Source organism: Comamonas sp. 26 (genome assembly GCF_002754475.1).
Classification (GTDB): Bacteria; Pseudomonadota; Gammaproteobacteria; order Burkholderiales; family Burkholderiaceae_C; genus Comamonas.
The window spans coordinates 2,221,902-2,235,597 of the sequence record NZ_PEFL01000001.1 but is presented as its reverse complement, the minus strand read 5'-3'; the positions used below and the strand labels follow the sequence as shown (position 1 = coordinate 2,235,597).

The 13,696-nt window shown below is 60.2% G+C and carries 10 protein-coding genes and 2 riboswitches; all 10 genes read right to left on the bottom strand.

The genetic code is table 11. The features are described 5' to 3' along the window. Positions 1 to 34: 34 nt before the first annotated feature. Entirely contained in the window at positions 35 to 1,273 is a 1,239-nt protein-coding gene (locus CLU84_RS10300) for a high-affinity branched-chain amino acid ABC transporter permease LivM (protein WP_099737083.1), read from the bottom strand. Further along, positions 1,273 to 2,196 carry a high-affinity branched-chain amino acid ABC transporter permease LivH gene (livH, locus tag CLU84_RS10295; RefSeq protein WP_099737974.1) on the bottom strand — a complete coding sequence of 308 codons (924 nt, stop codon included), beginning with the start codon at positions 2,194 to 2,196 and terminating at the stop codon, positions 1,273 to 1,275. Before livH ends, CLU84_RS10300 begins: the two co-directional genes overlap by 1 nt. 96 nt (positions 2,197 to 2,292) lie before the next feature. Continuing rightward, positions 2,293 to 3,414, bottom strand: a complete 1,122-nt coding sequence (locus CLU84_RS10290; RefSeq protein ID WP_099737082.1) for a high-affinity branched-chain amino acid ABC transporter substrate-binding protein — start codon at positions 3,412 to 3,414, stop codon at positions 2,293 to 2,295. Between the two features lie 356 nt (positions 3,415 to 3,770). Further along, positions 3,771 to 4,433, bottom strand: coding sequence for an RluA family pseudouridine synthase (locus CLU84_RS10285; protein WP_099737973.1), 663 nt, complete (start codon positions 4,431 to 4,433; stop codon positions 3,771 to 3,773). Between the two features lie 16 nt (positions 4,434 to 4,449). Then, positions 4,450 to 6,630: an ATP-binding protein gene (locus tag CLU84_RS10280; RefSeq protein WP_099737081.1), complete on the bottom strand. Its 2,181-nt coding sequence runs from the start codon at positions 6,628 to 6,630 to the stop codon at positions 4,450 to 4,452. 228 nt (positions 6,631 to 6,858) lie between these two features. Next, positions 6,859 to 9,762 carry an aminomethyl-transferring glycine dehydrogenase gene (gene gcvP / locus CLU84_RS10275; protein WP_099737080.1) on the bottom strand — a complete coding sequence of 968 codons (2,904 nt, stop codon included), beginning with the start codon at positions 9,760 to 9,762 and terminating at the stop codon, positions 6,859 to 6,861. A gap of 105 nt (positions 9,763 to 9,867) precedes the next feature. Continuing rightward, the gene (gene gcvH, locus CLU84_RS10270; RefSeq protein WP_099737079.1) at positions 9,868 to 10,242 is read right to left on the bottom strand and encodes a glycine cleavage system protein GcvH; all 375 of its coding nucleotides are present in this window, start codon (positions 10,240 to 10,242) and stop codon (positions 9,868 to 9,870) included. 118 nt (positions 10,243 to 10,360) lie between these two features. Next, positions 10,361 to 11,497: a glycine cleavage system aminomethyltransferase GcvT gene (gene gcvT / locus CLU84_RS10265; RefSeq protein ID WP_099737972.1), complete on the bottom strand. Its 1,137-nt coding sequence runs from the start codon at positions 11,495 to 11,497 to the stop codon at positions 10,361 to 10,363. Between the two features lie 66 nt (positions 11,498 to 11,563). Further along, a riboswitch (glycine riboswitch) is annotated at positions 11,564 to 11,691 on the bottom strand. 18 nt (positions 11,692 to 11,709) lie between these two features. After that, positions 11,710 to 11,820, bottom strand: a riboswitch (glycine riboswitch). A gap of 51 nt (positions 11,821 to 11,871) precedes the next feature. Then, positions 11,872 to 12,945: an MBL fold metallo-hydrolase gene (locus tag CLU84_RS10260; RefSeq protein WP_369826829.1), complete on the bottom strand. Its 1,074-nt coding sequence runs from the start codon at positions 12,943 to 12,945 to the stop codon at positions 11,872 to 11,874. A gap of 172 nt (positions 12,946 to 13,117) precedes the next feature. After that, entirely contained in the window at positions 13,118 to 13,603 is a 486-nt protein-coding gene (locus tag CLU84_RS10255) for a hypothetical protein (RefSeq protein WP_199173720.1), read from the bottom strand. Between the last annotated feature and the right edge of the window lie 93 nt (positions 13,604 to 13,696).

Here is a 13,696-nt window from a genome sequence, read left to right as displayed (position 1 = left end):
GTAGTTATAAAAGTGATAGCGTTGATGGGCGGAGTCATGCTTTGATCTCCACCTGATGGCGCTTCATGGGCAGTAGACCTTGAGGGCGCCAGATCATCATCAAAATCATGACCAGACCGAAGATCAGCATGCGGTATTCAGAGAACTCGCGCGCCAGCTCGGGCAGCACGGTCAGGATGATGGCCGCCAGAATCACGCCCAGCTGCGAGCCCATGCCGCCCAGCACCACGATGGCCAAAATGAGTGCCGACTCAATAAAGGTAAAGGACTCTGGGTTCACGATGCCCTGGCGCGCCGCAAAAAAAGCACCGCCAAAACCTGCAAACATGGCACCCAGTGTGAAGGCCGAGAGCTTGATCTTCATGGGGTTCATGCCCAGAGAGCGGCAGGCAATTTCGTCTTCGCGCAGCGCTTCCCACGAGCGGCCAATGGGCATGCGAATCAGGCGGTTGCTGATGAACAGCGTCACCATGGCCAGCAGCAGCGCCATCAGGTATAGCGCAATCACCATGTGCATGGAGTTGAACTCCAGCCCGAAGAACTGGTGAAAGGTCGTGCCACCCTCAGTCACGGGGCTGCGTGTCATGGGCAGGCCGAATACCGTGGGTTTGGGAATGCTGGAGATGCCGTCAGGCCCGCCTGTGACGCTGGTCATATTGGTCAGCAGCAGGCGGATGATTTCGCCAAAGCCCAGCGTCACAATGGCCAGATAGTCACCGCGCAGGCGCAGGACTGGAAAGCCCAGCACAAAGCCAAAGAGGGCTGAAGCGGCACCAGCCAGCGGCAGGGCTTGCCAGAACGACCAGCCGGCCCAGTGGAACAGCAGCGCGTAGGTATAGGCACCTACGGCGTAGAAGCCCACAAAGCCCAGATCCAGCAGGCCGGCAAAGCCCACGACTACGTTCAGGCCCAGGCCCAGCATGACGTAAATCATGGCCAGAGTCGCAATGTCCACCGCGTTGCGTCCCGCGAAAAACGGCCAGGAGGCCGCCATCATCAGCACCACAAAGATGACGACGTTGCGCGTGCCCGACTTGATTTTCGGCATGGCTGGCAGGCTGACCTTGGGCATCTTGCCGGTGAGCAAGGGCTTGAGCATCTGGCCGATGAACACAATGACGCAGGCCCAGATGGTCCAGCGCCAGTCGGGGGCGATCTCGGTGCGCATGCCTGCGCGCTCAAGATGCAGGCTGAAGACGGGGGTGACGACGATGGCCGTCATCACCATGGCGATCAGCGCATCGCGAAAGGAAGCGGAAAAGCTGTATTTCATCAGACCTTCTCCACTTCAGGTTTGCCCAGCAGACCGGAGGGGCGGAACATCAAGATGGTGACCAGTAGGCCAAAGGCCACAATGTCCTTGTACTCCGACGAGATGTAGGCCGCAGCAAAGGTCTCGGCCACACCCAGAATCACGCCGCCCAGCATGGCGCCAGGAATGGAGCCAATGCCGCCCAGTACCGCTGCCGTAAACGCCTTGATGCCAGCCAGAAAGCCGATGAAGGGGTTGAGCTTGCCCACGGCCAGCGCAATCAGCACACCGCCCACAGCGGCCAGCACAGCGCCCAGCACAAAGGTGAAGGAGATGACTTTGTTGGTATCAATGCCCAGCAGATTGGCCATGTGCATGTCCTGCGCGCAGGCGCGCGAGGCGCGGCCCATGCGGGAATGCTTGATATACATGGTCAGGGCAATCATCAGCAGCACGGTCACCACGATGATGAGTACGCGGGTGTAGGGAATAAAGACCTCGAAATCACCCATATGAAAGTTGATGGCACCGGGCAACAGCGATGGCACGGCCATGTCGCGCGCGCCCTGGCCCAGCGCCACCCAGTTCTGCAAGAAGATGGACATACCGATGGCCGAGATCAGTGCCACGAGGCGCGGGCTCTGACGCACAGGCTTGTAGGCCACCTGTTCGACCACCAGGCCATAGACTCCGGTGACGAAGACGGAGACCACCAGCATCAGGCCGATGATGGCCCAGATGGGTAGGCCGCTTTGCGTGCCCACCGCCGAAAGTGTGACGAGGCCGATATAGGCCCCGAGCATGTAAATGTCACCGTGGGCGAAATTGATCATGCCGATGATGCCGTAGACCATGGTGTAGCCAATGGCGATCAGGGCGTAAATGGCTCCGAGTGAGAGCCCGTTGAATAGCTGTTGTATCAGCTGAGGAAGAAAATCTGACATGTAACGCCACCCTTGAAACAGGAAAAGGCCCGAGGGCCAGATATCAAACATCCGCAGGCGTGGCCCTCGCCACTGCCCCGGAAGATAGCGGTGGAATTACTTGGCCAGTGACTTGCTGCCGTCCTTGTGCCACTGGAAGACCTGGAAGTCGAAGGAGTTCAGATCGCCTTGCTTGTTCCAGGACACGGGGCCCAGCACGGTGTCTACAGTGGACTTGTGCATCCAGTCGGCCACCTTAGCGGGGTTGTCACCCGCAGCCTTGATAGCAGCCAGCAGAGACTGGGTGGCTGCAAACGAGGTCAGCTGGAAGGCACCCGAAGCATTGCGCTTCTTGTCTGCAAAGGCCTTCACCACGGCCGCGTTCTTGGGGTTGGCAGCGAAGTCTGCGGGCAGGGTCACCAGCATGCCTTCGACGGCAGGGCCGGCAATGGCGTTTACTTCAGGATTGCCCACACCTTCAGGGCCCATCATCTTGACCTTCAGGCCTTGTTCAGCAGCCTGGCGCAGCAGCAGACCCATTTCGGGGTGATAGCCGCCGTAGTAGACAAAGTCCACGCCAGCGCCCTTGAGCTTGGTGATGACGGCGGAGTAGTCGCTGTCGCCGGCGTTGATGCCTTCAAACAGAGCCACGGCAACGTTGGCCTTTTTCAGGTCGTCACGAACGGAAGAAGCAATGCCTTGGCCGTAGGACTGCTTGTCGTGCAGCACGGCAACCTTCTTGGGCTTGATGGTGTTGACGATGAACTTGGCAGCGGCTGGGCCTTGCTGGTCATCACGGCCAATCGTGCGGAAGACGAAATGGTAGTTCTTGCCATCTGTCAGCGCAGGTGATGTTGCGGATGGAGTCACTACCACCACGCCTTCGTTGTTGTAGATGGGAGCGGCGGCAATCGATGCGCCTGAGCAGACGGGGCCGACCACATAGCCGATCTTGCTGTTGACCACACGGTTGGCGGCCACGGGGCCTTGCTTGGGCTCGCAAGCGTCATCCACGGGCACCAGTTCGATCTTCTTGCCGCCGATACCGCCAGCCGCATTGGCCATTTCTACGGCGGTGGTTGCGCCTTCCTTGACCATGTCTCCGTACTGAGTCAGAGCGCCGGTGGTGGGGATGACCAAGGCGATCTTGATCTGGGCGTGTGCAGCCGTGGATACCAGAGCGGCACCAGCCAGACCCAGAGCGGCAACAACGGCTTGCATGCGGAACGGAATGCTCATGAGGACTTCCTTCGAAACTAGATGTTCGTGAAACGCAAAAACTGCACATGCAGCTTGCGCAAAGAAGCTCAGGTTAATCGAGTGGTTGCCGAAGGCAACAGGGTATGCAGGGGGTGGTGCAGGCGGGCGGTTTTTGCTATGTCAGGCATAGCAGCTAGTGCGCTATGGATATAGCTCTGCCTTCATTTGAACTGCTCAAACATGGCTGGCGCTGGAATTTTGCGTAAAGCGGTGGCCTTAGTGGCCTTCTTGGTGTTTTTGTAGCGCGGTGTGTAGCTGTTTCGCTGATTTTTGTGATTTGCTGAATTTTTGTGCAATTCGGCGAGGCCGTGGTATCTGCCTAGGGAAGAGGGCGCTTAAAAGTCAGGAGCGCTTTCGATTTTTAGCAGAGTCCCTTTGATGGGGTGTGTCATCTCCAGTGCTGCCGCATGCAGCAAAAGACGAGGACTTGCGCTGAGGGCCTCTCCGCTGGCATAAAGCGCATCGCCCAGAATGGCGTGGCCCGTGGCGGCCATGTGCAGGCGCAGTTGGTGGGTGCGGCCTGTCAGCGGGCTTAGCAGCACGCGGGTGGCGGGCAGGCCATAGTGGTTGACAGGCTCCAGCACCTTCCACAGCGTCTGGCTGCTTTTGCCGGTTTCATGGTTGATGATGCGCAGCGGGCGGCGCTCCCAGTCGGCGGCAATGGGCAGGTCAATCAGCTGCCAGCCCTCTTCATCGGCGGTAACGGGGACAGATGGCAGCTCGCCAGTGACAACCGCCACATAGCGCTTTTGGATTTGCCTCTCGGCAAAAGCCTGACTGAGCTGGCGCTGCACGGGCAGGTTGCGCGCCATGATGACTAGACCGGAGGTGGCCTGATCGAGACGGTGCACCACCAGCGCATCGCCAAAATGCTGCAGGGCGCGCAGGCTCAGGCAGTCTTGCTTGTCGGGGCCACGGCCGGGCACGCACAGCAGGCCGGAGGGCTTGTTCAGCACCAGCAGGTGCTCGTCCTCATAGACGCAGTTCAGTTCACTCATCAACGTCATCAAAAATTCAAGGGTTCAGCAGCTCATGCACGGTGGTGCAGAAGTCCTGCACATCATTGGGCTTGTGGATCAGCGCCTTGGCACCCGCGGCAATGGCGGCTTGCTCGATTTCGGCAGTGACATATCCCGATGCCAGTGCAATCGGCAACTGAGGGTTGATCTGCAGCGCTTGCTTGAGCAGATCTACGCCGCTGAAACCGGGCATGTTGTAGTCGGTCACGATCAGGTCATAACGGCTGGGCGCGCCCTGCAGTGCTTCCATGGCCTCGTGCGGGTCGGTAAAGCCCGAGACCTGATAGCCCCGGCGGCGCAGCAGGCGTTGAAAGAGAAAGACCAGTGCCTGATCGTCATCCACATACATCACATGGCGGGAGCCGCTGGGCTCGGGCGGCTCGGCGGGCAGGGCCACGGGCTTGGCAGCGATGGGCTCAGCGAAATCAAAATTAGCGTCGTGCTTGTCGCTCAAGGGGAAGTACAGCGTAAAGCAACTGCCCTGGCCCAGCTCACTGTGGACATCGACGGCACCGCCATGCGTACGCATCACGCCGTGCACCACCGACAGGCCAAGTCCCGTGCCCTGGCCAACGGGCTTGGTCGTAAAAAATGGCTCGAAGATGCGCCGCTGGGTGACCGCATCCATGCCGGGGCCGGAATCTTGCACGATGAAGGCCAGATATTCGGCCACGGGCAGTCCCAGACGCTCGCATTGATAACTGTCTGGCGCAATGCGCATGGCCTGCATCTGGATGATGCCGCGCTGGTTGCCAATGGCCTGCATGGCGTTGTTGCAGAGGTTGAACAGGGCTTGCTCTACCTGCGTGGGGTCGGCCATCAAAGGTGGCAGATTGTCGGGTTCAAGCAGCTGCAGTCCGATGAAGGGCGGCAAGGTCACGCGCAGCAGGCGGGCCGTGTCAGACATGACTTCCTGCACCTGCACGGGGCGGCGCTCGGGCTTGTCATTGCGGCTGAAGGTCAAAATCTGGCGCACCAGATCGCGGGCGCGGCGACCAGCTTTTTCAATCTCGCGCAGGCTTTCCATGGCGGCGGGGTTGCCCGTGCTGTCGGCCTTGGCCAGTTCCACATTGCCCAGAATGGCACCCACGATGTTGTTGAAGTCGTGGGCAATGCCGCCAGCCATGGTGCCCACCGCCTGCATTTTGTGGGACTCGCGCAGCTGCGTTTCCAGCGCGTTGCGCTGGGCATCAGCGCGCTTGCGGCTGGTCAGGTCGCGGGCAAAAATCGTGGTGGTGTCGCCGCTGCTGTGGTGCTCAAAGGAGACACTGACCTCGACCGGAATCTCGCGTCCGCTGACGGTCATGCCCGTCATTTCGCCCAGCACGGCCTGCGTGGTTAGAGAGGCAAATGCCAGCGCTTGGGTGGCGTCTGGCAGAAAGCGGTCCAGCGGGCTGCCCAGCGCATCTTGTGGTGAGCATAAAAATAGCGCGGCTGCCGTGGGGTTAAAGACGGTGATGCGCTGGCGCTGATCGATGCAGATGATGGCATCCAGCGAGGAGTTGATGACGGACTCCAGCCGCCGCTCGCTGGTGTGCAACTGTTGGTTGCGCTCTTGCAGCGTCTTGCGCTCGGCGAGCAGCGGGCCCTGGTTGACCACGGCGCACAGATACTGCCAGGTGGCGGGTCCGTTTTGCTGGTGCACGGCCACGGCGGAAATATGCAGGTCACCACACAGCTCGTACTGCTCGTTGATCTGAAACAGCACCTCATGCACTTCAGCGCGGCCCGTGGCCTTGGCTTGCTCAAACGCCATGGCCACGCGCTGGGTATCACTCTCGTGCACAAAGGGTTTGAAGTTGACCAGCAGCCGGTCTTTCTCGGTGGGTTGAAAGGCGCGGTGCGCCATGGCATTGGCCTGTACCACCATGTCAAACTCATCGAGCACCAGCAGGGGCAGCGGAATGCTGGCAAACAGGGTCTCGAAGCGCTCTGAGGCGCTTTCTGCCACAGCCTGGCTGTAGTTGAGCACCTCGTTTTGCAACTCGAGTTCATGCTGATAGTTGCGCAGCTCGGCCACCAGCGCCTGCAGCGGATCTTCATCCTCGGGCACCAGTGGAAGGGTCTCTGCGCTCAAGCCCAGGGGCGCGCCCCCCGGCGACAGCAGGGCATGCAGCGGCAGACCATCATCAATGGCGGGGGGCGGAGGCGGGAGGGGGCGTTCAGAAGAGCTCATGGACGGCAGGTGCCGGGTAGCGAGTAAGTCACCGGCAGTGTAAGCGGGGGCGCTGCTTGCAGCTTGCCAAAAGTCTCTTGGGCTTTGCTTAGGCCCAAGCGATGGCGCATTATTTGCTCATCAATTCATAGCTTGTTGCGCTTGATAGATGGGCGATAGAGGTGTTTTGACAAAAAAGCCAGTGCGCTAAAACACACTGGCTTTTGAGCTTCAGCACACTCTTAACGATCAGTCGTCGTAAGCGTCCATGGGCACGCAGCTGCAGAACAGGTTGCGGTCGCCATAGACGTTGTCCACCCGGCCCACGGGGCTCCAGTACTTGGCGCGGCGCAGGGCGGGCATGGGGTAGGCGGCAGTCTCGCGGCTGTAGCTGTGGTTCCACTCGCTGCTCAGCAGCGTCTCGGCCGTGTGCGGTGCGTTTTTGAGTGGGTTGTCATCCTGTGGCAGCTTGCCCGCTTCGATCTCGGCAATCTCGGCGCGGATGGCGATCATGGCGTCGATAAAGCGGTCCAGCTCGTACAGGTTCTCGCTCTCCGTCGGCTCCACCATCAGCGTGTTGGGCACGGGAAAGGACAGCGTTGGCGCGTGAAAGCCGTAGTCAATCAGGCGCTTGGCCACGTCTTCGGCCATCACGCCGCAGCTTTCCTTGAAGTGGCGCAGGTCCAGGATGCATTCGTGCGCCACATGACCGTGTTCGCCCGCGTACAGAGTGGGGAAGTGATCTTGAAGCCTGGCGCTGATGTAGTTGGCGTTGAGGATGGCGGTTTCGGTCGCCAGCTTCAAACTTGGCTCGCCCATCATGCGGATGTACATCCAGCTAATGGGTAAAACGGCTGCATTGCCCAAGGGCGCTGCGCTGACGGCTCCTACTTCGCGAGTATCTCCGCCCGTGGCATGGCCAGGCAGAAAGGGCACCAGATCTTCGACCACGCAGACGGGGCCCACGCCGGGGCCGCCACCGCCGTGGGGAATGCAGAAGGTTTTGTGCAGGTTCAGGTGACTTACATCGCCGCCAAACTCGCCGGGTGCGGCAAGGCCGACCAGTGCGTTCATGTTGGCACCATCTACATACACACGGCCGCCATGGCTGTGTACCAGCTGGCACAGCTCTTTGACCTGCGTCTCAAACACGCCATGCGTGCTGGGGTAGGTGATCATGATGCAGGCTAATTTTGAGCTGTACTTTTCGCAATGCACCTTCAGGTCATCCATGTCCACATTGCCGTTGTCGTCGCACTTGGTAACCACGACCTGCAGGCCCACCATTTGCGCAGATGCCGGGTTGGTGCCGTGGGCGCTGCTGGGAATCAGGCAGATATTGCGGTGCGCGTCACCCCTGGATTCATGGAAGGCCTTGATGGCCAGCAGACCGGCGTATTCACCTTGCGAGCCTGCATTGGGCTGCAGGCTGATGCCGGCGTAGCCCGTAGCCTGGCACAGCCAGCCGCGCAGCAACTCGTCCAGTTCCGCATAGCCTTGCAACTGGCTGGCGGGGGCGAACGGGTGGATGTTGGCGAACTCTGGCCAGGTGATGGGGATCATCTCGCTGGTGGCGTTGAGCTTCATGGTGCAGCTGCCCAGCGGGATCATGCTGCGGTCCAGTGCCAAGTCCTTGTCCGAGAGGCTGCGGATGTAGCGCAGCATGGCGGTTTCGGAATGGTGGGTGTTGAAGACCGGGTGGGTCAGGAAGGCGCTGCTGCGCTGCAGAGCCTCGGGAATGAGCGAGGGCGCACCTTCATCCATGGCTTCAATCGTGGGCAGGGCCTGGTCGTCTTTGGCGAAGATGCTCCAGATCAGCTCAACATCGGCGCGGGTCGTGGTTTCGTCCAGGCTGATGCACAGATAGTCATTAAAGGCTTTTCGCAGGTTTACGCCATTGGATACAGCGCGAGAAGCTATGGAATCCGTAGCGCCCTCGGTGTGCAGGCTTAACGTATCGAAGGCCGTGTCATGGTGATGGGCGCTGAATCCCAGTTGTGCCAGACCACGGCTCAGAATGGCGGTAAAGCGTGCCACGCGCTGGGCAATGCGCTTGAGGCCTTGCGGGCCGTGATAGACGGCGTACATGCTGGCGATGACTGCGGGCAGCACCTGCGCCGTACAGATATTGGACGTAGCCTTTTCGCGGCGAATATGCTGCTCGCGTGTTTGCAGGGCCAGACGGTAGGCGGGCTTGCCATGCACATCGACGCTGACGCCGACCAGGCGGCCGGGCAGAGAGCGTTTGTACTCGTCACGGCAAGCCATGAAGGCGGCGTGCGGGCCACCGGCGCCCATGGGCATGCCAAAGCGCTGGCTGTTGCCCACCACAATGTCGGCCCCCCATTCGCCGGGCGGTGTCAGCAGGGTCAGGGCCAGCAAATCGGTGGCCACAATGGCGGCGGCTTGCTTGGCGTGGATGGCGTCCACATCGGCCTTCCAGTCCACAATCCAGCCGCTGGAGGCCGGATACTGGATGACGGCGGCAAACAGATCGCCCGCCAGTGCGGCTTCCCATTCCTGTTGGCTGTTGGCGACCAGCACCTCAATGCCAATGGGCTGGGCACGGGTCTGGATGACTTCAATGGTCTGGGGGTGAACATCACCAGCCAGCACGATGCGGTTGCTTTTGGATTTGACCGAGCGCTTGGCCAGTGTCATTGCCTCGGCAGCGGCCGTGGCTTCGTCCAGCATGGATGCATTGGCAATCGGCATACCGGTCAGGTCAGTCACCATGGTCTGAAAGTTGACCAGTGCCTCCATGCGGCCTTGCGAGATTTCTGCCTGATACGGCGTGTAGGCTGTGTACCAAGCGGGATTTTCCAGAATATTGCGCAGAATGACGCCCGGCGTGTGTGTGCCGTAGTAGCCCTGACCGATAAAGCTTTTCAGCACCTGATTCTTGCTGGCAATGGCTTTGAGTTCAGCCAGCGCTGCCGCTTCAGTCACAGGCGGGGGCAAGTCCATGGGCTTGGGGCGGGCGATGGATGCGGGCACCACGTCACGAATCAGCGCATTCAGCGTGGGCTTGCCGATGACGTCCAGCATTTTTTGCTGCTCGTCGGTATCAGGGCCGATATGGCGGGGGAGGAACTCGCGGGAGTTTTCCAGAGACTCCAGCGAAGCAACGGGAGCGGGGGGCGACATCAGCATGGGAGGGACCTATTCTCGAAAGCTGTGACTGGCAAGCACCGGCAAGTGGTGTCGGACGTTTGCCATAAAAAAACGGCCTTCGCGTCTGCGAAGGCCGTGTGCCAATTAATTGTCCTTGGCGAAGTCGTTGTAAGCGGTTTCTTCCATCAGACCTTCGAGCTCGCTCACATCGCTCATCTTGACCTTGAAGAACCAGCCGGTGCTCAGCGGGTCGCTGTTGGCCAGTGCGGGGTCGTCGCGCAGGGCTTCGTTGACTTCGATGATTTCGCCGGTCACGGGCATGTAGACATCAGCGGCGGCCTTGACGGACTCAACCACGCCAGCGACATCGCCAGCCTTGAAGGTGGAGCCGACTGCGGGCAGGTCCACAAACACCACATCGCCCAGCGCGTCTTGCGCGTGGACGGTGATGCCGACGATGGCGGCATTGGTGTCAGCGACGTTGATCCATTCGTGTTCTTTGGAATACTTGATGCTCATGGAAGGCTCCAGATGGGGGATTCGGGGAATCAGATGTTTGAGAAAGGTCCAGCGCGCACTTTAGCGGCGTTCTGTGACCTGTTTGGCGAACTGGCCTGACTGTTCTGCGGTGGCAGCCTTAGCCGCGGTAGTAATGGGTGGGCACAAACGGCGTGGCAGCTACCTTCATGCGCACGGGCTTGCCGCGCACCATGGCGAAAATCTCGGTATCCACTGCCGCATAGTCGGGCTGCACATAGGCCAGCGCCACAGGCTGGTTCAGCGTGGGGCTGAGCAGGCCGCTGGTGATGTGGCCGATATGCTGGCCGTCCATGTTCTCCAGCACCGCAGGCTCGCGCACGGGAATGCGCTCAAGGGCCACAAGCCCCACACGCTTGCGCGTGAGCTGCTGCGGATTTTGCAGCTGCGCAAGCACAATGGCCGCGCCGGGAAAGCCGCCTTCGCGTTCACCGCCGGTGCGGCGTACCTTCTGGATAGCCCAGTTCAGCGCGCCTTCCACCGGGGTTGTGGTGGTGTCGATATCGTTGCCGTACAGGCACAGACCCGCTTCTAGACGCAAAGAGTTGCGCGCGCCCAGACCAATGGGTGCGACTTCGGGCTGGGCCAGCAATGTCTCGGCCAGAGCCTCGGCAGCGTCGCTGGGCACGGAAATTTCAAAACCGTCCTCGCCCGTATAGCCGCTGCGCGTGATGTAGAGCGCGTGGCCTTGCCAGTCAAAGTGATTGCCAGTCATGAAGACCAGATCGCTCACGCCGGGGATCAGCCGGGCCAGCGCAGTTACGGCTTGTGGGCCTTGCAGCGCCAGCAGGCCGCGGTCGGGCAGGGGCAGGACTTTGCAGCGCTGGCCTATGTGTTTTTGGATATGCGCAATATCGGCCGCCTTGCAGGCACCGTTGACGATGAGGAACAGGTCGTTGCCCCGGTTGACGAACATCAGGTCGTCCAGAATGCCGCCTTGCTCGTTGAGCAGCAGGCCGTAGCGTTGCTTGTGCAGACCAAGACCTATGATGTCAACGGGCATCAGCGATTCAAGCGCAGCCGCTGCGTCAGGGCCGCGCAGCAGCAACTGACCCATGTGCGAAACATCGAACAGGCCTGCGGCTTTGCGGGTGTGGAGATGCTCGGCCATCAGTCCCTGAGGGTACTGAACGGGCATGGAGTAACCGGCAAACGGCACCATGCGGGCGCCTAGTCTCTGGTGCAGGGCAAACAGCGGCGTGGTGCGCAGGTCGGAAGAAATATCGGCAACAGTCACAGGCAAGCGCTCCGGTCATTCAAACCAAGATGAGTGGCTATGCACGGCGGCTGCCATGCCTAGCGGGCTTGCCCTGCTGTCCGCTTTACCTGAGAGATTCGCCGCCGCAGTGAAGTCGGGCGGTTTGCTCCTTCGGTGGATGCCATCACCTAGCGCAATTGCGTAGTGCGGCATCTCTCTCCAGCAAGGAACGCTGCCTGCATTCAGCGCGGCAGCGCTTGTCAGTCCTTTTGCCTGAGCGTTTGGGCACCAGGTGGGGTGTCTGCGCCTTCGGCGGTGCGTTGCAGCGTGAAGCTGAGAGCACTCTCTCCTGACAGTGGCAATTCTAGTAGAACTGTCTGACCAGCCCTGAATAGTTTCTGGCAGGCTGGGGTTTACGATAGCTCTGGCACAGAGGCCGCAGTGAATGCGTTTTGGGGCATGCAGGCCCGCCACCAAGGGCTGCAGGCGTGGGGCTGGTTCAGGTCGATACGCTCGCCCATCATGGGTGTGGCGACGGGGATGGCTTGCTGCTGGCCCAGATACAAAATCTGCTCGAAGGGGTCCCACCACGCGTGCATGGCCAGATTGAAGGTGCCGTTGTGAATCGGCAGCAGCCAGCGGCCCTGCAGGTCCTGATGGGCTTGCAGCGTTTGCTGTGGGTGCATGTGAACATAGGGCCAGTGCTCGTCATAGGCACCGGTTTCCATCAGCGTCAGATCAAAGGGGCCAAAGCGCTGGCCTATCTCTTTAAAACCGTCAAAGTAGCCGCCATCGCCACTGAAGAAAACGCGCAGTGGCAATGCGCTCTGCAAATCTTCAATCACCCACGATGCCCACAGCGTACGGTTCCCGTCGCCAAGCCCACGGCCTGAAAAGTGCTGGGCGGGTGTGGCGGTCATGCGCAGGCCATTGACTTCGCTGCTCTGCCACCAGTCGTGCTGGCGGACTTTTGCGGCGGGAACGCCCCAGTCCATGAGTCGGTCACCCACGCCAAGCGTGCAAAGGAATACGCCCACTTTGGGAGCCAGCGCACGGATGGTGGCACGGTCCAGATGGTCGTAATGATCGTGCGAGAGGATGACGCCATGCAGCGGGGGTAGTTCATGCAGCGCAACTGGCGGTGCATGAAAACGTTTGGGCCCGGCAAAGGAAAACGGCGAAGCGCGCAGAGAGAAGACGGGGTCCGTCAGCCACCAGCCGCCGCGCAGCTTGATCAACACAGTGGAGTGACCTAGGCGGTACAGGCTGCGCTCAGGCGCGGCATCCAGCGCGGCGCGGCTGAGTTTTTGTAGGGGAAGTGCGCTGCCGGGCTCGGTGTTGGCGGGCTTGTTGAACAGAAATTTCCACAGCGTTCTGGCATCCGGCTTGGGGCCGTTGGCTGGGCGCGGATGGACGTTGTGAAAGAGCCCGTCCCGGTTCTGGGGCGATGCCTGATAGTCAGCGATTGAAGATGAAAAGCGAATCAAGTGCAGGGCCTGAAGTCAGTCAGAGTGAATAGTTGAGGCTGGGCTTGTGCACTGCAAGCACAAACTTGCAAGCAGCCGTATCTGAGTGAAAGGTTCGGATTAAGAGCGGCTAACGCTACCCAGCAAACCGGAGGTTTGCGTTTGAGGCGAAGCAACGACGTATTAAGGTGCTCTAAGGTGTATTCGCCACCGGTTCATTGATGGGCGGAAAGATCAATTCATAAGGCTGCTCGAAGCAGGTGGTGACGGGCTGGCCCTGGCGCATGCCGGGCTTGAACTTCCAGCGTGTAAGCGACGTCTGAATGGTTTTCACGATGCGTGGGTCGGTCTTGGCGGGTTGCCAGAGCACGCGGCCCAGCTCGCCTTGAGGAGTGACTTCAAGCAAGAAGGTGACGGTGGTGTGAAGCCCTTTGGGAAACCAGCTGGACTGGATGATCGGGCTTGTCTGGCGGCGCAGCTGGGGTTGCTGATCCAGCTGGGCCATAGGAATGCATTCTGTGCGTGTCCATTCTGGCCATGATGGCTGGCTCACCGTGGCTTGCGCGCTCTCCGTATTGCCGGGCTTATCCGGTGCAACCGTGGTGCAGGCACCAAGCACCACGGTTGCGAGGGTAATGGCGCAGATGGCCGCAGGGCGGGAGAAGTTTGAAATAGGCATGAAAGTATTCTTGCCCAAGTTCCAATAAGCGCCTTTTTCTCTCAAAAAAATAGCTACCAACGCTGATGGATAAAGCGCTGGCAGCTATTTTGG